The 19,327-nt window shown below is 68.3% G+C and carries 20 protein-coding genes and 1 pseudogene; 6 read left to right on the top strand and 15 right to left on the bottom strand.

All coding sequences use genetic code 11. From position 1 onward, the window contains the following. Positions 1-9: 9 nt before the first annotated feature. Both PMI01_RS14415 and PMI01_RS14410 read left to right on the top strand, forming a co-directional pair. Positions 10-1,203 (top strand): aromatic ring-hydroxylating dioxygenase subunit alpha, encoded by a 1,194-nt coding sequence (locus PMI01_RS14415; protein WP_007669977.1) that lies wholly within the window; start codon positions 10-12, stop codon positions 1,201-1,203. A gap of 49 nt (positions 1,204-1,252) precedes the next feature. Then, positions 1,253-2,314 (top strand): Rieske 2Fe-2S domain-containing protein, encoded by a 1,062-nt coding sequence (locus tag PMI01_RS14410; protein ID WP_007669974.1) that lies wholly within the window; start codon positions 1,253-1,255, stop codon positions 2,312-2,314. 207 nt (positions 2,315-2,521) lie between these two features. Here PMI01_RS14410 and PMI01_RS14405 read toward each other — a convergent pair whose 3' ends face one another. The 9 genes from PMI01_RS14405 to PMI01_RS14365 form a co-directional block, all read right to left on the bottom strand. Next, positions 2,522-3,976: an NAD(P)/FAD-dependent oxidoreductase gene (locus PMI01_RS14405; RefSeq protein WP_007669972.1), complete on the bottom strand. Its 1,455-nt coding sequence runs from the start codon at positions 3,974-3,976 to the stop codon at positions 2,522-2,524. A gap of 106 nt (positions 3,977-4,082) precedes the next feature. Then, on the bottom strand, positions 4,083-4,514 hold the full coding sequence (locus tag PMI01_RS14400; protein WP_007669970.1) for a hypothetical protein: 432 nt from the start codon (positions 4,512-4,514) through the stop codon (positions 4,083-4,085). Between the two features lie 136 nt (positions 4,515-4,650). Then, on the bottom strand, positions 4,651-5,412 hold the full coding sequence (locus PMI01_RS14395) for an aldolase/citrate lyase family protein (protein ID WP_007669968.1): 762 nt from the start codon (positions 5,410-5,412) through the stop codon (positions 4,651-4,653). After that, positions 5,409-6,215, bottom strand: coding sequence for a 2-oxo-hept-4-ene-1,7-dioate hydratase (gene hpaH, locus PMI01_RS14390; protein ID WP_007669966.1), 807 nt, complete (start codon positions 6,213-6,215; stop codon positions 5,409-5,411). Before hpaH ends, PMI01_RS14395 begins: the two co-directional genes overlap by 4 nt. Next, positions 6,215-6,607: a 5-carboxymethyl-2-hydroxymuconate Delta-isomerase gene (locus PMI01_RS14385; protein WP_007669964.1), complete on the bottom strand. Its 393-nt coding sequence runs from the start codon at positions 6,605-6,607 to the stop codon at positions 6,215-6,217. The genes hpaH and PMI01_RS14385 overlap by 1 nt, the downstream gene beginning before the upstream one ends. Continuing rightward, positions 6,607-7,425 carry an extradiol ring-cleavage dioxygenase gene (locus PMI01_RS14380; RefSeq protein ID WP_007669962.1) on the bottom strand — a complete coding sequence of 273 codons (819 nt, stop codon included), beginning with the start codon at positions 7,423-7,425 and terminating at the stop codon, positions 6,607-6,609. The genes PMI01_RS14385 and PMI01_RS14380 overlap by 1 nt, the downstream gene beginning before the upstream one ends. Next, the gene (locus PMI01_RS14375; protein WP_007669959.1) at positions 7,422-7,745 is read right to left on the bottom strand and encodes an aromatic ring-opening dioxygenase subunit LigA; all 324 of its coding nucleotides are present in this window, start codon (positions 7,743-7,745) and stop codon (positions 7,422-7,424) included. Before PMI01_RS14375 ends, PMI01_RS14380 begins: the two co-directional genes overlap by 4 nt. Further along, positions 7,742-8,506, bottom strand: coding sequence for a fumarylacetoacetate hydrolase family protein (locus PMI01_RS14370; protein WP_007669958.1), 765 nt, complete (start codon positions 8,504-8,506; stop codon positions 7,742-7,744). Before PMI01_RS14370 ends, PMI01_RS14375 begins: the two co-directional genes overlap by 4 nt. After that, the gene (locus PMI01_RS14365) at positions 8,503-9,132 is read right to left on the bottom strand and encodes a fumarylacetoacetate hydrolase family protein (RefSeq protein ID WP_007669957.1); all 630 of its coding nucleotides are present in this window, start codon (positions 9,130-9,132) and stop codon (positions 8,503-8,505) included. The genes PMI01_RS14370 and PMI01_RS14365 overlap by 4 nt, the downstream gene beginning before the upstream one ends. Positions 9,133-9,209: 77 nt before the next feature. On the opposite strand from PMI01_RS14365, the gene PMI01_RS14360 reads away from it, so the two are divergent. Then, entirely contained in the window at positions 9,210-9,674 is a 465-nt protein-coding gene (locus tag PMI01_RS14360) for a MarR family transcriptional regulator (RefSeq protein ID WP_007669956.1), read from the top strand. Here PMI01_RS14360 and hpaE read toward each other — a convergent pair. Further along, the gene (gene hpaE, locus PMI01_RS14355; RefSeq protein ID WP_007669954.1) at positions 9,671-11,182 is read right to left on the bottom strand and encodes a 5-carboxymethyl-2-hydroxymuconate semialdehyde dehydrogenase; all 1,512 of its coding nucleotides are present in this window, start codon (positions 11,180-11,182) and stop codon (positions 9,671-9,673) included. The genes PMI01_RS14360 and hpaE overlap by 4 nt on opposite strands. A gap of 132 nt (positions 11,183-11,314) precedes the next feature. Between hpaE and PMI01_RS14350 the strand changes: the two genes are divergently transcribed. Continuing rightward, positions 11,315-12,838, top strand: coding sequence for an NAD-dependent succinate-semialdehyde dehydrogenase (locus PMI01_RS14350; protein WP_007669953.1), 1,524 nt, complete (start codon positions 11,315-11,317; stop codon positions 12,836-12,838). Between the two features lie 356 nt (positions 12,839-13,194). Here PMI01_RS14350 and PMI01_RS14340 read toward each other — a convergent pair whose 3' ends face one another. The 5 genes from PMI01_RS14340 to PMI01_RS14320 form a co-directional block, all read right to left on the bottom strand. After that, entirely contained in the window at positions 13,195-13,596 is a 402-nt protein-coding gene (locus tag PMI01_RS14340; RefSeq protein ID WP_007669948.1) for a YybH family protein, read from the bottom strand. Between the two features lie 107 nt (positions 13,597-13,703). Next, the gene (gfa, locus tag PMI01_RS14335; protein ID WP_007669945.1) at positions 13,704-14,282 is read right to left on the bottom strand and encodes an S-(hydroxymethyl)glutathione synthase; all 579 of its coding nucleotides are present in this window, start codon (positions 14,280-14,282) and stop codon (positions 13,704-13,706) included. Next, positions 14,275-15,183: an S-formylglutathione hydrolase gene (gene fghA, locus PMI01_RS14330; protein WP_007669942.1), complete on the bottom strand. Its 909-nt coding sequence runs from the start codon at positions 15,181-15,183 to the stop codon at positions 14,275-14,277. The genes gfa and fghA overlap by 8 nt, the downstream gene beginning before the upstream one ends. An 11-nt stretch (positions 15,184-15,194) precedes the next feature. Continuing rightward, on the bottom strand, positions 15,195-16,304 hold the full coding sequence (locus PMI01_RS14325) for an S-(hydroxymethyl)glutathione dehydrogenase/class III alcohol dehydrogenase (RefSeq protein ID WP_007669941.1): 1,110 nt from the start codon (positions 16,302-16,304) through the stop codon (positions 15,195-15,197). Between the two features lie 156 nt (positions 16,305-16,460). Next, complete coding sequence (locus tag PMI01_RS14320; protein WP_007669938.1) at positions 16,461-17,483, bottom strand: aromatic ring-hydroxylating dioxygenase subunit alpha; 1,023 nt, start codon at positions 17,481-17,483, stop codon at positions 16,461-16,463. A 250-nt stretch (positions 17,484-17,733) separates the two neighbouring features. Here PMI01_RS14320 and PMI01_RS14315 point away from each other — a divergent pair, with 250 nt between their 5' ends. Together PMI01_RS14315 and PMI01_RS14310 are read left to right on the top strand one after the other, a co-directional pair. Next, the gene (locus tag PMI01_RS14315; protein WP_007669935.1) at positions 17,734-18,987 is read left to right on the top strand and encodes an NAD(P)/FAD-dependent oxidoreductase; all 1,254 of its coding nucleotides are present in this window, start codon (positions 17,734-17,736) and stop codon (positions 18,985-18,987) included. A gap of 132 nt (positions 18,988-19,119) precedes the next feature. Further along, positions 19,120-19,327, top strand: a pseudogene (locus PMI01_RS14310) (hypothetical protein); the annotation flags it as partial.

Here is a 19,327-nt window from a genome sequence, read left to right as displayed (position 1 = left end):
AGACGTCGCATGAATGGCTACGACTACAGCGGCAAGACGCCGAGTTTCCGACCCGAGTTGACCCTCGTCGAGCGCGGCTCGCCCATGGGCGAATATCTGCGGCGCTTCTGGCATCCGGTCGGCCTGGCCGCGGACGCCACCGCGACGCCGAAGAAGGTGCGGGTGCTGGCCGAGGACCTGATCCTGTTCCGCGACGGCCAAGGCCGCGCGGGCCTGGTGCACGCCCGCTGCTGTCACCGCGGATCGGACCTCTATTACGGCCGCGGCGAGGAAGACGGCCTTCGCTGCTGCTATCACGGCTGGCTTTTCGATGTGGAGGGGCGTTGCCTCGACATGCCCATGGAGCCCGGCAACGGACAGAAGGTGCGTGGCAAGGTCCGTCAGCCCTGGTATCCGGTCGAGGAGCGCTATGGCCTGATCTTCGCCTATATGGGGCCGCCGGAGAAGAAGCCCCTGCTGCCCCGCTTCGAGCTGCTCGAGACCCTGGGCGAGGGCGAGGAACTCCAGGCCGACGACAGCAATCTCGGTTCGGGCGGTTATGGCGTGGCCCCTTGCAACTGGCTTCAGCACTTCGAAAACGTAGTCGATCCCTTCCACGTCCCCGTCCTGCATCAGTCGTTCAGCGGAACGCAGTTCGTCCAGCAAATGGGCGTCAAGCCCGAGGTGACCTTCTCCTATTTCGAGCAGGGGGTGCGGACGGAGCAGGTGCGCGATCTCGGCGACGGGACGACCCTGCGCCGCGTCACCGAATGCCTGCTGCCCAATATTCGCGTCGTCCCCAGTCCGCGCCTCGCCGAAGGCGCGACCAACGGCATCGGCTTCGTCGTCCCGATCGACTCGACGCATTTCCTGGTCTTCAACGTCGCGCGGGTTCCGATCGGAACCGACTTGAACAGCGTCCGCTCCAAGCCGGCCGGCAAGGACTGGCGCGACCTCACCGCCGAAGAGCGCCAACGCTATCCGGGCGACTGGGAAGCCCAGACCAGCCAAGGGCCGATCACCCTTCACTCGGTCGAGCATCTGGCCAGCACCGACGAAGGGGTGGCCATGCTGCGCCGGCTTCTGGCCCGCCAGGTCAAGCTCGTCGGTGAGGGTGGTGATCCGCAGGGGTGGACGCAGTCGCCCGGCCAAGAGCTGGTCGGCTCGGCGTCCGGCAATTTCATGGCCGCCGGGCGGCCTGCCGACCCCGCCGTCACATCGTAATTCGAGACGCGCCCGTTCGATCAGGCGCGCAATTCCAAGGACACCGAGCATGTTTTTGCCCATCGACGCCGCCCCGCCGACCGTGCGTCCCACGTCTTCGGAGATCCGTCCCGGCGACTGGGCGGTCCTGGCGAGGTTCTGGCACCCGGTCGCCAAGGCCGAGGACCTCGCCGAGGCGCCGCTCGCGGTCAAACTCCTCGATGTCGATCTGGTGCTCTACCGCGCGCAGGACGGCGTCACCGCCGCCCTGGACATGTGCCCGCACCGCTGGATTCGTCTGAGCGCCGGAACGGTCACCGACGGCAATATCGTTTGCCCGTTCCATGGCCTGGCGTTCGACGGCACGGGGCAATGCGTCCATGTTCCCGCCCTTGGCCGCACGGCGAAACTGCCGGCGAGCTACCGCGTGGCGACGTTCCGCACGGCGATCAAGTACGGCATGATCTGGGTTTGCCTGGACGACGACAGTCAGGAGCCGCTGCCGACCTTCGAGGCCCTGGAGGGCTACGACATCAGTGCGCTGGGGTTCGGCAATGTCTGTTTGTGGCCGATGTCGGCCGCCCGTCAGATCGAAAACTTCTTCGACCTGGCCCACCTGCCGCTGATCCACGCCACCACCCTGGGCGGGGATCCGAACGGCAAGATCAAGCCGGCCCGCATCGAAGAGCGAGACCAGTCGCTGCTGTTCACCGCCAGCTTCGTGGAGACGGTGCCGTTCGAGAAGCCGACCGAATGCTTCTTGAGCTATGAGCTGTTGCTGCCGTTCGGGATCAACTTCCAAAGCCGGCCTGACGGCGGTCAGGGCTTCGCATCGGTCAATATCGCCTCGCCGACCACGGCCCATACCTGTCGCGTCTTCCAGGTCATACCGGTGGGTAAGCCGGGTGACATCTTCGACGCGCCGCCAGTGTTTGGCTCCCCCTCCGACGGACCGGGCGTCATCAACCAGCAGGACATCGACATCCTGAGCCACCTGCGCATCCAGGATCTGCCGATCAGCGAAAAACTCGAAATCCATCTGCCGGTGGACAATGTCAGCTCGGCCTATCGCCGCCGCCTGCGCCAGCTTGGCCTGGGGCGAGCCGAAGGCGCGGCCCTTCCGGCCGGGTGATCGTGCTGGCCGGCTCGCTCGCGACGATCGCGATCGGGCCGGCCTCGCACCGACTCTCCAGAACCTTCGCCGGCGCGTCGCAAGGCGCCCTGGCGAAGATCTTTCATCGTCTTGGCCCCCGGCCTGGACCGGCCCCGCCGATACAGCGGCCCCGTCGTCGCCAAGCCCCCGCTCGGCTGGCGACGATGAACGCGCCATCTCAGGCGGTCAGGGCCTGAAGACCAGCGGCGAGCCGTCGCTGAAACGCGAATAGCGATAGAGCGACAGGTCGATGGCGGGCGTACGCCCCATGACCAGATCGGCCAGGGCTTCGCCCGCCGCCGGCGCCATGGTCAGGCCAAAATAGAACCCTGAACCGATGAACAGGCCCGGGCGGCCTTCGACGGCGGAAATGACCGGCATGTTGTCGATGGTGCTGGTCATCGCCCCGGCCCACCGGTCGACGACGGGCCCCGCGCCCAGCGCCGGAAAGGTCCCGGCGATCGTGCCGACGACATCGTCGAGCAGGCGATTGCGGACCTCGGGCGTCAGGATGCGGTTCTGTTCGAACGGGGAGGGACGCTCCAGGGACCAGGTCTTGGGAAGACGCCACTGGCCGAGGAAGGTGGACAGGTTCCAGACCGGTTCCAACTGGTTGCCCATGTGCCGCATAGCCGGGGACAAACGACCCAGATTGCCGAGAATGTCGGGCGTGACGGGCACCGATCCGATCGCTCTGCAGACGTCGAACTCGCCATGGATGGTGCGGCGGACGACCAGGCCGGTGTGGCCGTCCATGAACGGCGTGGCGGGGCCCTTGGCGCGGCCGAGCCGGACGACGGACGAGAACGCCATGAATTGCGGCAGGTCCAGTCCCAGGCTGCGAAGCAGGACCGGCGACCAGGCGCCGCCGGCCACCACCACGCCCTGGCAGGCGATGCGCCCGAGCTCGGTGACAACGGCCGAGATCGCGCCGGCGCTGGTCTCCACGCCGCGTACGGCGCAGTTTTGCAGGACGATCCCGCCGGCCTTGCGGACGGCCTCGGCGATGGCCGGCGCCGCCAGTTGGGGCTCGACGCTGGCGTCGCTGGCTTGGAAAAGGCCGCCCAGATATGGGCGAGCCCCGCCCACGGCGAGCCGGTCGGCCTGTCGCGCCGAAAGCAGCTTGGCGTCGACGCCCGGAAGATCGCGGACCGAGTCCAGCCACCCCTCGGCATAGGCCATCAAGCCTTCCTCGCCAAACAGCGCCGCCATCCCGTCGCGCCGATAGCCGGTCTCCCCGCCGACGCGCGCGTTCATCTGGCCCCAAAGCGTCTTGGCGCGATTGACGATCTCGACCTTCGAGGCGTCGAGGAACTGTCCTTCCACCACGCCCAGGGACCGGCCGGAGGCCTCGCCCGCCACCACGCCCTTTTCGCAAAGCGCGACGCTGACCCCGCGCTCGGCCAGGGTCAGCGCCGTCAGACAGCCGACATAGCCGCCGCCGATGACGACGACATCGACCTGGGCGGGGCAGGTCTGGTCGCTGTCGATGGACCGGGCGCGCGATCGCCCCGGCACGATGGCGCCGCCATCCCGGCCGGAGAGCAGGCCCTTGAGGACGTCGAGGCCGCCCGTCGCGGCGAGTTGGACGAGGTCTCGGACCTGCCGGATCGGATCTGGTCGGGGGCGGGAAGGCTGCATCATGGGCTCCGGAACGGCCGTCCAACGGCCAACAACGCCGGCGCCACTAGGTCCGGCACGACAAGCTCGCGCCGGCGAACGCCGCTTCGACGGGGACGTCGGTCGCCTAGCTCTGGAGCCGGATCGGCGCGCGCCGATCCGGGCCAGCCTCCAGAAAGCTGACCTGGGCGCGCAATTGATCGTTGATCGGGCGCCAGAGCACGGTCCGCTGATGGACGACTCGCATGCCCCCGTGGTCGATCAGTTCCAGTTCGCCGGTCTCCTGGACGCTGTCGCTCAACACCGCCGTCTGGAAGAGACCAAATCGGATATAGGGCGCGGCGATCAGCATGGCGGCGAAGTGCACTGCAAGTTCAGCGCGGCCCTTGAGAGGACGCCGCCCTGGCGGGCAGAGTAACGGCCGATGGACATCCTCGACAAAATAGTCCCGAACGACCGCCACGGCGTCGCGCGCCTCGTAGTTTCGCTCAAACCTCTCATTGCGTTCGGTGATGACCCGTTGCACCTGTTGCAGGGAGGCGGAGAAGAAATAGGGCATCGGCGGCCGCTTCGTTGGGGTTGCATCCCAACCTCGCGCGACTTGGACATCACGACCATCACCCCCTGAGGGGACGGCGTCGCCTTCGCAAGCCTGGCGGCTCGAGCAGACAGCCGCGACACGCCCGCCCCTGGCCTCACGCCCCCTGCAGGCTGTCGGCCAGCAACCGCCTGGCCCCGGCCGCCAGCAAGCCGATGTCGGTGCCCAGGGAGACGAAGGCCACCCCGGCGGCCAGGCGCGCCCTGGCGTCGGCCGCATCGAGCGCGAAGATCCCCGCCGCCTTGCCCGTCGCCAGAATCCGGCCGATGGCGTCGTTGATCGCCGCCTGGACATCGGGGTGGCGAGGATCGCCCAGGTGTCCCAGGGACGCCGCCAGGTCCGCCGGGCCAATGAACAGGCCATCGACACCCTCGACCGCGGCGATCTCTTCGATGACCCCCAGCGCCGCGGCGCTTTCGATCTGGACCAGCAGGCAGACCGCCTCGCGCGCGGTCTTGACGTAGTTGACGTCGGCCCCGAACCGCGAGGCCCGGCTGGTGGAGCTGGCCACCCCGCGAACGCCGTGGGGCGGAAACCGGGTCGCGGCGACCAGGCGACGCGCCTGGTCGGCGGTCTCGACCATGGGCACGAGCAGGGTCGCGCAGCCGATGTCGAGATACTGCTTGATGATGCTGGGATCGCCGACCGGAACGCGGGCCACCGGCGCGACCGGATAGGCCGACACGGCCTGCAGTTGGCCCAGCAGGGTCTGCAGCGTGTTGGGCGCGTGCTCGCCATCGAACAACAGCCAGTCATAGCCGGCGCCCGCGCAGATCTCGGCCGTATAGGGCGTGGCCAGGGCCTGCCATAGGCCCAGAAGCGGGCGGCCTTCGGCCAGGCCTTGCTTGAACAGGTTCATGTGAATCGCACCGAGATCGCGCCCAGCGGGCCGTAGTCGACGTGGAAGCTGTCGCCCGGCCGAGCAAACACCGGGGCGGTGAAGCTGCCGCCCAGGATGATCTGGCCTGGCTCCAGCCATTCGCCGTGCGGGTGCAGCTTGTTGGCCAGCCAGGCCGGGCCATTGGCCGGGTGGTTGAGAACCGCCGCGGCCACGCCCGACTCCTCGATGACGCCGTTGCGATAGAGCAGGGCGCTGACCCAGCGCAGGTCGACCGCGTCCGGCTTGACCGGGCGCCCGCCCAGGACGATCCCGGCGTTGGCCGCGTTGTCGGAAATGGTGTCGAACACCTTGCGGGTCTTGCCACTGGCCTTGTCGATGCGCTCGATGCGCGCGTCGATGATCTCGATCGCCGGCGTCACATAGTCCGTGGCGTTCAGCACGTCATAGAGCGTGCAGTTGGGGCCCTTGAGCGGCGCCTTGAGAATGAAGGCCAGCTCGACCTCCACCCGCGGTTCGATGAACCGAGCGATCGGGATGTCCGTGCCGTCGCCAAACAACATGTCGTCCAGCAGCGTCCCGAAGTCGGGCTCGTCGACATTGGACGAGCGCTGCATCGCCCGACTCGTCAGGCCGATCTTGTGCCCGATCACCTTGCGACCCGAGGCCAGCTTTTGCTTCACCCAGGCCCGGCTGACGGCGTAGCCGTCCTCGAGCGTCATCTCGGGGTGCTCCAGCGAGAACTGCCCGATCTGGGCGCGCTCGCGCTCCGAGGTGTCCAGCCGTTGGGCCAGGCGCTCGATGGTCTGAAGGTCCAGGGGCATCAGGAGGCTTTCTGAAAGCGCTTGTGGAGGTTGTTCTTCTTGAAACTGGCGCCGTCCTCGAATTCCTCGACGTACATCGACAGCGCCAGATAGCGCCGCTCGAAGAGGTCGCCGAAATGCGCCGCGACATCCTCGAACAACGCGCCGAAGAATTGCGTCTTGAAGTCCGCGGGCCGTCCGGCCCCGATCTTGAAGGTGATGTTGACGAAGGCGTCCTGGCCGCTGTCGTCGGCGATCACATAGTCGGTCAGCTCGATCCCCCGCACCCGGATCCCGCCCAGCGGGAACACGCCATTTGTCTGGCCCATACGCTTGGCGATCAGTTGCAGCAGGCCGTGAATGTCGGCCTCGCCCTTCAGGTTGCTGGTCCATTCGACGATGGCGTGGGGCATCAGGCTATCTCCAGCGTCGCCACGGTGCAGCCGACCGCCCAGATCGGGATCGGCGCGTAGTAGTGAAGGGTCCCAGAGCCGCGGGCGGCGGCGGCGGCGGCGATGAAGGTGCGGATCTCAAAGCCGCCCTGGCCGGCGTCGACATAGGTCTGGGCGTCGGTGTAGGAGAGCATCGCCTCGCGATCCTGGGCCGCCCAATGGGTGAGGAACTGGCGATCCCACGCCTCGTTGATCCGGCCGCTGTCGGGCGTGGCCGGCCAATGGGAGATACCGCCGGTGGCGACCAGGGCGATACGCTCGGGAACCTTGTCGGCCGCGCGGCGGATGGCCTCGCCGAACGCCCAGGCGCGATGCAGGGGCGTCAGCGGCGGACCCTGGCAGTTGATGTTGGCCGGGATGATGACGCGCTGGTTGTCGGGGTCGAGGAAATGCAGCGGCACCATGATGCCGTGGTCGAACTGCCACTCCTCGCAATAGGCGACGTCGACCGTCTGCATCATCTCTTCGACCAGCCGCTTGGACAGGTCGGGGGCGCCCTTGACCTCGCGCCGAGGGATCCGCAGCCAGGCCGGGTCTTCGATCGGGCCGACATAGGTCTCGGCCATGCCCACCGCGAAGGCGGGCATGTTGTTCATGAAGAAATTGGCGAAATGCTCGGCGGCGACGACGATCACCGCGTCGGGGCGCGCGGCGTCGAGGGCCTGGCGCAGGCCGTCAAGGGCCGCGTAGAAGCCATCGTGCAGGTCCTTGGGCGCGCGCTCCTCGCGGCCGGTGATCCCGGGCGCGTGGCTGCAGACGCCTGCGAAGACGAGGCTCATCCGGCGACCTTTTCATCTGGGGACGTTGTCAGGGCATAGATGCCGGCGCGAACCGGACCGTGGGTCTTCACCCCGTCGCGCATCCGCTGCAGGTAGTCGGACCACTCGATGCCGCACAGGGCGGCGAAGTGCATGAGGATCTGGCCGTTGACCCCCAGGACATAGAGCAACCCGATATCGGGGGTCAGCAGCGCGCCGCGCTCTTCTTCGGTCAGGCTGTAGCCGGCCGCCACCTCGCGCGGATCGGCCTTGAAGGCGGTCTTGACCGCCTCGTTGCGGTTCAGGTCGAACAGGAGCTTGCTGAGAGCGTAGAGGCTCATGGCGCGGCCACCACCGGATTGACCAACCGCCCGACCCGTTCGATCTCGCAGGTCACCGTCTCGCCCGGCGCGACGAAATGCAGGCCGTGGGGCGTGCCGGTCAGGATCATGTCCCCGGGAAGCAGGGTCATGAACTCCGACAGATAGGCGATCAGGTCCGCCACCGACATCACCATGTCCGCCGTGGAGCCTTGCTGTACGCGCTTGCCGTCCACGTGGGTCGACAGGGCCAGGGCCTGGGGATCGCCGACCTCGGCGGCGTCGACGATCCACGGCCCCAGAGGCGTGCAGGCGTCGCGGTTCTTCACCCGGGCGTTGGGGCGGTAGTAGTTTTCGAGGTATTCGCGAACGGCGTAGTCGTTGGCGATCGTGTAGCCCCCGACATGGTCCAGCGCCTGAGCCGCGCTCACGCGCCGGGCCGGACGCCCGATCACCGCCACCAGTTCGCATTCGGGGTGCATCTGGTTGGCGTCGGCGGCCCGCGGCGTGGCGCCAAGGTGGCCGGTCAAGGTCGAAGCTCCCTTCAGAAAGATCAGCGGGGTGGTCTGCTTGGCGGCGAAGCCCAGTTCCTTGTTGTGATCGGCGTAGTTGAGGCCGAGCGCGAAAATCGTCGCGCCCGGGGTCACCGGGGCCAGCCACCGCGCCTCGCCGGCGCCGATCCTGGCCCCGTCGGGCGTCAGCAGCAGAGCCTCGCCGCCGGCCTCTTCAACGACCTTCGCCCAGGTTTCGCGGCCCTGGTGGACAATACGCGCGCGCTTCATGCCGAAACCTCCGCGACCAGGCGGGTGGCCAAGGAGGGCAGGCCGGCCGCCCGCACCGTGACCTGCGTCCCGACCTGCGCTTGCGGCGCATCGCCGGCCACCCCCACCAGCAGCAGATCGCCGGCCCTAAAGGTCATGAAGGCCGACAGGTCGGCGATCAATTGGTCCACCGGCCGGACCAGGCGCGACAGCGACCAGCGATGGACCTCCTGGCCGTCGAACAGGGTGACGATCTCCAGCGCCGGATCGGCGGGGCGGGTCGCCAGCCCGCCCACGGGCAGGAAGCCGTCGCGGCAACGCTGCCGGATGGCGGGCCGGTAATAGCTGTCATGGGGTTCGAACACGTCGAGGGCCAGGCAGGCGCCGCCGATGGCGGCGCTTGCGGGATCGTCACCGACCAGGTCCCGCTCGAACAACAGGCCCAGGGTCGCCGCCAGGGTCAGTCGCGGCGCGTCGCCGGGGGTCGGCACGGCCGCCCCGCCCACCGACACGCAGTTGCGCGGCTTGATGTAGACCACCGGCGCGACGGGCGGGGCGCCATAGGGCGCGGCCGCCAAGGCCTCGCCCAGCCGCTCGCGCTCGACCGCGTCGTTGAGCACGACGCCATAGACTGTTCCCGCGATCATGCCGCTCGTCCTGCCGATCTCACAAAAGAGATTATCATGATAATTTCTTGTCCGCAGTTTCCGTGTTAGGCCGGCGCATGTCCGAACGTCGTCTTCTGCCGTACAACCTGTCCCTGGCCGGGACCTTGCTGGCCGCCCGCGAGGCGGTGATGGCGCCGATCCGGCCCTATTTGCGCGAAGCGGGCCTGACCGATCAGCAGTGGCGCGTTCTGCGGGTCTTGGCCGACGAGGGCGATCTGGATCCGACCCGTCTGGCCCAGGCGGCGCTGCTCTATCCACCCAGCGTCACCCGCATCGTGCGCGAACTGGCCGAGCGCGGCCTGATCGAGCGGCGCGCCGACGTCGATGACCGTCGGCGCATCATCCTGGCGTTGCGGCCCGAGGGCCTGACCCTGGTGAAGCTGACCGCCATCCACACCCTGGCCCTGCTCGACCTCTATGCCGAGCGCTTCGGGCGCGAGCGCCTGGCCAGGCTGAGGACGGAACTGGCCGACTTCACCACGGCGATCGGCGCGGCCACGGGCGTGGACGAGGATCACTAGACGCCCAGCCGCTGGATGTCGTGCGTCCCATAGGCCAGGGCGACATTCTTGGTCTCCATGTAGAAATCGAAGCTCCAGTCGCCGCCGTCACGGCCGATCCCGCTGGACTTCATGCCGCCGAACGGCGTGGGCAGGTGGCGCACGTTGTCGCTGTTGACCCAGACCATGCCGGCGTCGAGCGCCTTGGACACCCGAAGGCCGCGCGACAGGTCCCGCGTCCAGACATAGGCGGCCAGGCCATACTGGGTGTCGTTGGCCTTGGCGACGGCGTCGGCCTCGTCCTCGAAGGCGATGGCGGTCAGAACCGGGCCGAAGATTTCCTCCTGGGCGATGCGCATCGACTGCTCGGCGTCCGCCAGCAGGGTCGGCTGGAAGAAGTACCCGCCCCCGGCCGAAGCCGGCGGCGCGCCGCCCGCCAGGATGCTGGCCCCGTCCTGCCGGGCGATCGGCATGTAGCCGCTGACCTTCTCCAGATGGCGCGCGTGGATCAGCGGTCCCACCTCGGTCGTCGGATCAAAGGGATCGCCGACCTTCAGGGCCTTCACCCGCTCGGCCACCCGGGCGATGAACTGCGGGTAGATGGACCGCTGCACCAACAGGCGCGACGACGACGTGCAGCGCTGACCGTTGAGCGAATAGATCATGAAGATCGCCGCATCGAGCGCACGCTCCAGGTCGGCGTCCTCGAAGACCACGACCGGGTTCTTGCCGCCCAGTTCGAAATGGGCGCGCTTGAGCGTTTCGGAGCCTTGCCGCATGATCGCCGAGCCGGTCTTGGACTCCCCGACGAAGGCGATGGCCTTGATGTCGGGATGCTCGGTCAGCGCCTTGCCGGTGGTCTCGCCCAGTCCGTTGACGGCGTTGAACACACCCGGCGGCAGGCCGGCTTCGTGGGCGATCTCCACCAGGATCCGGGCCGAATAGGGCGACCATTCCGCCGGCTTGTGAACGACCGTGCAACCGGCCGCCAGGGCCGGGGCGATCTTCCACGTCGACAGCATGAACGGCGTGTTCCAGGGGGTGATCACCGCCACGGGACCGATAGGCTGACGGGTGCTGAAGTTGAGGTGATCCTTGGCCGGAAGCGCATGACCATCGGCCGCGGCCGGCGCGCGGTCGGCGAAGAAGCGGAAGTTCTCGGCGCCGCGAAGGGCCGCCTTGGACATGAAGCGCCAGCATTGGCCCGCGTCCAGGCACTCGACGGCGGCGATCTCCTCGGCCCGAGCCTCGATCAGATCGGCCAGCTTGTGGAGGATGGCCTTGCGCCGCTCTCCGGGCATGGCCGCCCAGGCGGGGAACGCCGTCGAGGCGGCGGCGACGGCCGCCGCCAGTTCGCCGGGCGTCGCGTCCCGGATCTGGCCCAGCACCTGGCCGGTGGCCGGTTCATGGACGTCGACGAGCGCCCCTTCCCCGGCGACCGATCGGCCGGCGATGAAATGGCCCAGGCCGTCGGCGCGAAATTGGGCGGTCGCGGCGAGCGCGCTGTCCCGGCGGGTCGATGGGGTCATGAAAAACTCCTTTCCGACCATAGAAACTTATTATGATAACTAATGCAACCACATCGAACAAAGCGGTTCGGATGCGTCTTGCTCGCTGTTCTGTGGCGCGCCATCAAGACGCCTTCCGGAGCATCACTTAACATGATAACCGAAATCGCCGTTGTCGATGGCCCACTTTTCGAGGAGATCGCCGTGAGCGCCTGGCCCCAAGCCCTGTCCCTTTCGCGCCCGGACCTGTTGCGCGCCCAGGCCCTGGTCGGGGGCGAGTGGCGATCGGCCGCCGAGCAGTTCCTTGTCCTCGATCCGGCCGACGGCTCGACGATCGCCGCGGTCGCCGATTGCGACGCGGCGATGGCCTTGGCCGCCGTCGAGGCGGCGAGCGCGGCCTTTGTCGCTTGGCGCGAGACGACGGCCGCCGCTCGCGCCGCCATCCTGCGACGCTGGTTCGACCTGGTGCGCGCCAACGCCGAGGACCTGGCCCGTCTGGTCTCGCGCGAGCAGGGTAAGCCCTTGGCCGAAGCCCGGGGCGAGGTCGCCTACGGCGCCGGCTATCTGGAATGGTTCGCCGAAGAGGCGCGACGCGCCTATGGCGACCTGATCCCCTCGCCGGTCCGGGGACGCGAGTTGAAGGTCGTCAAGGAGCCGGTCGGGGTCACCGCGGTGATCACGCCGTGGAATTTTCCGGTGGCGATGATCGCCCGCAAGATCGCCCCGGCCCTGGCGGCCGGCTGCACGGTGGTGGCCAAGCCCGCCGCCGAAACGCCCCTGTCGGCGCTGGCCCTGTGCGCCCTGGCGCAGGAGGCGGGCGTCCCGCCGGGCGTGATCAACCTGGTCCCGACCCGCCGCGCCGCGGAGATCTCGCAGGTCTGGATGGACGACAGCCGCGTGCGCAAGCTGTCGTTCACCGGATCGACGGCGGTGGGCAAGACGCTGGCCCGCCAGAGCGCCGACACGCTCAAGCGCCTGTCGCTCGAACTTGGCGGCGACGCGCCCCTGATCGTCTTCGACGACGCTGATCTTGAGGTTGCGCTGGACGGCTTGATGAAAGCCAAGTTTCGCAACGGCGGCCAGGCCTGCGTGGCCGCCAACCGCATCTATCTGCAAGACGCGATCTACGAGCCGTTCGTCGCCCGGCTGGTGGACGCCGTGGCGGCGCTGACGGTCGGACCCGCGGGAGAAGGTCCGCGCGATATCGGGCCGTTGATCCACGACGCGGCGGCCAACGCCATGGAGCGCTTGGTGCAAGACGCGCTCGCCAAGGGCGCGCGCGTCCTGACCGGCGGTCAGCGCCATCCTCTCGGCGGGGCCTTTTTCCAACCCACGGTGCTGACCGACGTCAGCCCGGACATGGATCTCTGCCACCAGGAAATTTTCGGCCCGATCGTGGCCCTGGGGCGCTTTTCCGACGAGGACCAGGCGGTGGACCTGGCCAACGACACGCCGTTTGGTCTGGCCGCCTACATCTTTTCGACCGATGCGCGCCGGACCCATCGCGTCGCCGCCCGACTGGACGTAGGGATCGTCGGGATCAACGAGGGCGCGGTGTCCACCGAGGTCGCCCCGTTCGGCGGGGTCAAGGAGTCGGGCTATGGGCGCGAGGGTTCGCGCTATGGCCTGGCCGACTATCAGAACATCAAATATGTCTGCGTCGGCGGCCTGGATTGAAGCCGGCGCAGGATCGGCCCCTCGCCTGACAGGCCGCTCGGCGCGACGCCTGAAGGCGCCGCCGGCGGGGCGGCCAGCGCCCAGCCGGCCTTCGCCGCGCCCGCCGCGCTCAGCGCAGCCTTGTCCAAACATGGTCGCCCGCCGCGCTCAGCCCATGACAGGCCAGGTCGAGCGTCGCCGCCAGCGCGAACAGCAGAAGAGCGACCAGTCCGACCAAGACCAAACCGGCAAGACAGGGATGTGGAGCGCTGCTGGGCCGCAGCGGCCGCCTCGCGCCGAGGGTTCGCAACTCGCCCATCGCAGATCTCCTGATCCTGGCTCGCCTGGGCGGGTCGCCCTGGACGAGCCAGGCGGGGCTAGAGGTTGGCCCAGCCGTCCTGGGCGAAGAAATCGACCGCCGCGCGCCAATCCTCACCGGACTTGACCCAGCAGACGGTGTAGCGGCCGATGGCGCCGGAGCCGTCGGCCAGGGTCAGGAACGCGCGCCCCACTTCGAAGGCCTGGACCGGCGAGACCCTCAGGGTTTCGGTTTCAAGCCGAATCTTCGGCGCATCGGCGAACATGCCGGTGAACATCGCCACCAGGTTCCCGCGGCCGCCGATCGGGGGCGTCCCGCCAGGCGGGCAGGCGATGGGCTCCAACCCATCCTCGACGAAATAGTCGGAGACCAGTTTCTCGGCGTCGCCGGCCCCATAGGCCTGTTCAAACAGTCGCGAGCGCGCGGCGATCGCGGCCTTGGTCGTCTCTGTCGCATCCATCAGGCGCTCCTTCGAGAAAGGCGCGCCGGACGGGCGGGGCGCGCGGGAAGAGGGGGCGGAGCGGAGGCTTGGGCCCTGGGGCCTTGAGCGCCCGCTCCGCCGATCGACTAGGCGGCCAGCTTGCCGCTGGCCTTGCCCAGATGGGTGGCGATGGCGTCCATCAAGGGCGGCGACAGGCAGTCATAGGGCTCAAGTCCGAGCGACTTGAGGGTCGCGCGCACGGCGTCCATCTTCGCCGGATCGTAACCCGCCTCGATAATCGACGAGACGAAGGCGGCGAATTGCGGGGCCGCGGCGCCCGGCTCCTCGAACAGTTCGGCGTGGATGAAATCCAGGCCGTAGAACGGGTGGTTCTTGTTCTCGATGCGGCCGAAGAGGTGGGTTCCACAGGCCTCGCAAGCGTGGCGCTGGATCGCGGCGCTCTCGTCGACGATCTTCAGCTTGTCGCCGTTCTCGGCGACCTGGACGCTGTCGCGCGGCACGACCGCGACGACCGAGAACACCGCGCCTTCGGGCTTCCAGCACTTGCTGCAACCGCAGGCGTGGTTGTGGGCCACCTGGCTGTCGATGCGCACCTTGACGGTGCGTTCGGCGCATTTGCAGGCCAGGACGCCGCCGGCGAAACTCGCCGATCCTTGCGTCAGCCCGCCGTCGATCGACGGGTGCAGTTCTACGGTGTCAGACATTGGCGGTCTCCGGGAGTGAGGTGAGGGGGCGGGTCTCGGCCGAGCCCGCGGGGCTGGCGCGCTTGAGACGCTCGGCATGCCAACGCAGGTGGTCTTCCATCAGCGTCGAGATGAACAGGTAGGAGTGGTCGTAGCCGGGATGGCGACGAAGCGTGAGATCGACGCCGGCCCCCGCGCAGGCGGCCTCAAGGAGTTCGGGTTTGAGCTCGCGCTCCAGGAACGGATCGGCCAGACCCACGTCCACCAACAGCGCCTCGACCCGTTTGCCGTCCTCGATAAGCGCCACCGCGTCGTGCGCGCGCCAGCGAGCCGGATCTCCGCCCAGATAGGCCGTGAAGGCCTTTTGTCCCCAGGGGACCTGGCTGGGCGCGACGATGGGCGAGAAGGCCGAGACCGACCGGTAGACCTCGGGAAAGGTCAGGCCGATGGTCAAGGCGCCGTGCCCGCCCATCGAATGTCCAAAAATGCCCTGGCGGGCGCGGTCGACGTCGAAGTGACGCTGGATCAGGGCAGGCAGCTCGCGCGTGATGTAGCTCCACATCCGATAGTGCTGCTTGTACGGCCGCTCGTCGGCGTCGATGTAGAAACCCGCGCCCTGGCCAAGATCATAGGCCTCGTCGTCGGGCACGCCTTCGCCGCGCGGGCTGGTGTCGGGGCAGACGACGATCAGGCCCAGTTGAGCCGCCACGCGCCGGTACTCGCCCTTGTCCATGACATTGGCGTGCGTGCAGGTCAGGCCCGACAGATAGGTCACCACCGGCAGCGGGCCCGTCTGGGGCGGCACGAACACCGCAAACGTCATGGGTCCGCCCACCGTCTGCGACTGATGGCGAAACACCGATTGGGTGCCGCCGAAGCTGACGTGCTGCTCGAGCAGCTCAAGTTCTGGTTTGATGGTCACCGGCCGCGTCCTCAGAACGTCACCACCGTCCGGATGCTCTCGCCCCGGTGCATCAGGTCGAACGCCTCGTTGATGCGTTCCAGCGGCAGGACGTGGGTGATCATCGGGTCGATCTGGATCTTGCCGTCCATGTACCAGTCGACGATCTTCGGGGTGTCGGTGCGGCCGCGCGCGCCGCCGAAGGCCGTGCCCTTCCAGACCCGGCCGGTGACCAGCTGGAACGGCCGGGTGGCGATCTCCTTGCCGGCCTCGGCCACGCCGATGACGATGCTTTCGCCCCAGCCGCGGTGGCAGGCCTCCAGCGCCTGGCGCATCACCGTGGTGTTGCCCGTGGCGTCGAAGGTGTAGTCGGCGCCGCCGTCGGTCAGGGCCACCAGGTGGGCGACGAGGTCGCCGTCGACGGTCTTGGGATTGACGAAATGGGTCATGCCGAACTGGCGGCCCCAAGACTCGCGGTCCGGGTTCAGGTCCACCCCGACGATCATGTTGGCGCCGGCCAGGCGCGCGCCCTGCAACACGTTCAGGCCGATGCCGCCCAGGCCGAACACGATGACATTGTCGCCAGGCCTGACCTTGGCGGTGTTGACCACCGCCCCCACGCCGGTGGTCACGCCGCAACCGCAGTAGCAGGCCGACTTGAACGGCGCGTCCTTGCGGATCCGGGCCACGGCGATCTCGGGCAGCACGGTGTAGTTCGAGAAGGTCGAGCAGCCCATGTAGTGGTGGATGGTCTGGCCCTTGTAGGAGAACCGACTGGTGCCGTCCGGCATCAGCCCCTTGCCCTGGGTGGCGCGGATCGCCGTGCAGAGGTTGGTCTTGCCGCTGAGGCAGCTTTTGCACTGCCGGCACTCGGGCGTGTAGAGCGGGATCACGTGGTCGCCGACCGCCAGGCTGGTGACGCCCGGCCCGACCTCGACCACCACGCCCGCGCCCTCGTGGCCCAGGATCGAGGGGAACAGGCCCTCTGAGTCCAGGCCGTCCAGGGTGTAGGCGTCGGTGTGGCAGACGCCGGTGGCCTTGATCTCGATCAGAACCTCGCCCGCCTTGGGGCCTTCCAGGTCGACCTCGACGATCTCCAGCGGCTGCTTGGCGGCGAAGGCGACGGCGGCGCGGGTCTTCATCTGTGATCCTCGACATAGGCGACCGGCATGCAGCGCGCGGTCGAAACTGCGATCGGAACCTCGCCCTTTTCGCCAAGCCGAAATATCACCCTATAGGGGGACGCCTTCAGGCCCGGACGCGGTCGAGGAGTGGTGGCGATGGCGGTCGTCGCCAGCTCAGCCCGCGGGCGTCGCAACGGCTTCGGCGGCGCGGGCGGCCTGCTCGGACTCGATCAGAGCCGCCAGTCGCCGACGCACGCGCACGCCGCCGGCGTCGGCCGGCAGCAGGACGGGATTGAGATCCCAAAGGTCCGCATCGCCCATGCGCTGCTGGACGGCCTCGACCATCGGCTTGTCCTCGAAGTCGAAGGCCTGGATCAGGGTGGCCATCATCGCCTCATCCGAAACCCCCGAATCCTTGTGGCTGGCCGAGCTCCAGAAGTAGTGCGTGGTCTTGCGCGACTCCGGCGTCAGGATGTGCGCCGAGGGAATATAGGTCTCCCAATTGGCGTCATCCATCGGGGTGATGCGGCTCTCGAGGATATGGGTCGCGGGCGCGATCCAGCGGATGGTGTCGCGGTTGTGCACCTTCAAGTCGGTGCCGGGCGCGAAGAAGGCCGGCATATCCTCGACCACGTGGTCGGAAACCACCTGGCCGTCCTCCTCCCAGCTCTTGGTCTTGGCGATGTAGTCCAGCCCGCCGAACGCCGGATGGAGCAGGGCGGTGTGGGTCAGATCCATCAGGTTGTCGGACAGGAGACGGTAGTCGGCCTTGGCGGTCGTCAGGCCAAAGTTGCAGCTCATGACCTCGTCGGTGTGGTGGGGCAGACGGGGAATGGCGGCGGTGTCGCCCGGCGCGGCGTCGCCCATCCAGATCCAGACCATCTTGTCCTGCTCGTGAACGGCGAAGGCCCGCACCTTGGCCGCCTTGGGCGCCACCGTCGACATCAGGCTGTGGACGCAGGCGCCGGCCTCGTCGAAGGACAGGCCGTGGTAGCCGCAGCGCAGCCGCCCCTCGACGATCTGGCCCATCGACAGCGGCGCGAACCGATGGGGACACCGGTCGTGCAGCGCGATGACCTTGGCTTCGGCGTTGCGGTAGAGAACCACCGGAATGTCCAGGAACGTCCGGGAAAAGAGCGTCTCGCTGATCTCGTGGCTCCACGCCGCCGCATACCAAGCATTGTAGAGGTAGGTCATCGCAAGCATCTCCCCGGAGAACTAGGTCGAACGGGCGTCGCGCTCGTCTAGGGTCACGTTCGCCATCGCCGACCAGAAAGCGCTCGCGACGCGCACGGCGCGATACCCTCCTGCGGGTACAGGCTCCCGTCGCCTCGGCGACGTCCTCCCCCAAGGGTATTTCGGTCTTCAACACGCCGGTTCGATATGGCCCGACGGCGACAGGCCGTGGACGGCCGGCGCGTCGGCTTGATGAAGAGGTAACGCCAGGATGGCCAACTCCAGCGACGTCCTGATTGTCGGCGCGGGCCATGCCGGCGCCCAGGCCGCCATCGCCCTGCGCCAACAGCGGTTCGAAGGATCAATCACGATCGTGGGCGACGAGCCGGATCTTCCCTACGAGCGACCACCGTTGTCGAAGGAATATCTCGCCGGCGACAAGCCTTTCGATCGCCTGCTGATCCGCCCCGAAAGCTTCTGGCGGGAGCGCGACGTGACCCTGCGTCTGGGCCGGCGGGCGGTCTTGGTCGACCCGCTGTCGCGGTCGGTGACCCTCGATGACGGCGCGGTCCTGACCTACGGGTCGCTGATCTGGGCGACCGGCGGTCGCCCCCGGCGCCTGAGCTGTTCTGGGCACGACGCCGCCGGCGTCCACGCCGTGCGCAATCGCGCCGATGTCGACCGCCTGCAATCGGAGTTGCCCTCCGCCGCCCGCGTGGTGGTCATCGGCGGCGGCTATATCGGCCTGGAAGCGGCGGCGGTCCTGACCAAGCTTGGCAAGCCCGTCACCCTCCTGGAGTCGCTTGATCGGGTCTTGGCCCGCGTCGCCGCCGAGCCGATCTCGCGGTTCTACGAGGGCGAGCACCGCGCCCACGGCGTCGATGTGCGGCTGGGGGTCACCGTCGACTGCATCACCGAGGCCCAAGGCCGGGTCACGGGCGTGCGCCTGGCCGACGGTGAGCATATCGCGGCCGACATGGTGATCGTCGGCGTCGGCATCATACCGGCGGTCGAACCCCTGATCGAGGCGGGCGCGGCGGGCGGCAACGGCGTGCGGGTCGATGAGCTTTGCCAGACCAGCCTGGCGTCGGTCTTCGCCATCGGCGACTGCGCCCTGCACGACAACGCCTTCGGGGCCGGCCAACCCCTTCGGCTGGAGTCGGTCCAGAACGCCTCGGACCAGGCGATCACCGCGGCCAAGGCGATCGTCGGCGCGCCCGAGCCCTATCACGCCGTGCCGTGGTTCTGGTCCAATCAGTACGACCTCAAACTGCAGACGGTCGGACTGTCGACCGACTACGATCAGACGGTCCTGCGGGGCGATCCGGCGACCCGGTCCTTTTCCCTGATCTACCTGCGCCAAGGCGTGGTCATCGCGATCGACTGCGTCAACGCGGTCAAGGACTACGTGCAGGCCAAGCCCCTCGTCGCGGGGCGGCTGACGATCGATCCCTTGGTCCTGGCCGATCCCGCCATCGCGCTGAAGGAGGCCGCCGCGCGGGCGGCCCTGGAAGCGGCCTCCTGAGCCGGACCGAGCGCTCGAATTCGGCCACGGGATCGCGACCGGCCGTCGTGGCGCCTGGCCGGACCTGCCAATCGATCACGCCGCCCCCGATAGGGCGGGCGTGGCCCTTACGGACATTGAAGGACTAGACACATGGGCGACAGCAACAACGGGCTGGGGCAGGTGACGCGTCGTCTGGCGCTGGCCGGCGGCGGCGTCGTGGCCGCCGGCGCGGCGCTGGGCGTGGCGGCCCTGGCCCTGCGCGACGGCGGCGCCTTGGTCCCGGGCCGCGCGCGCGCGCGTCCGGTGGCGAGCGACGCCGCGGCGCCGGCCGTCACCGACGTGGTGGTGATCGGCGGCG

It is taken from the genome of Caulobacter sp. AP07 (genome assembly GCF_000281955.1).
Classification (GTDB): domain Bacteria; phylum Pseudomonadota; class Alphaproteobacteria; order Caulobacterales; family Caulobacteraceae; genus Caulobacter.
The sequence above is the reverse complement of the archived record's forward strand: the minus strand, read 5'-3'. Positions and strand labels throughout refer to the sequence as shown.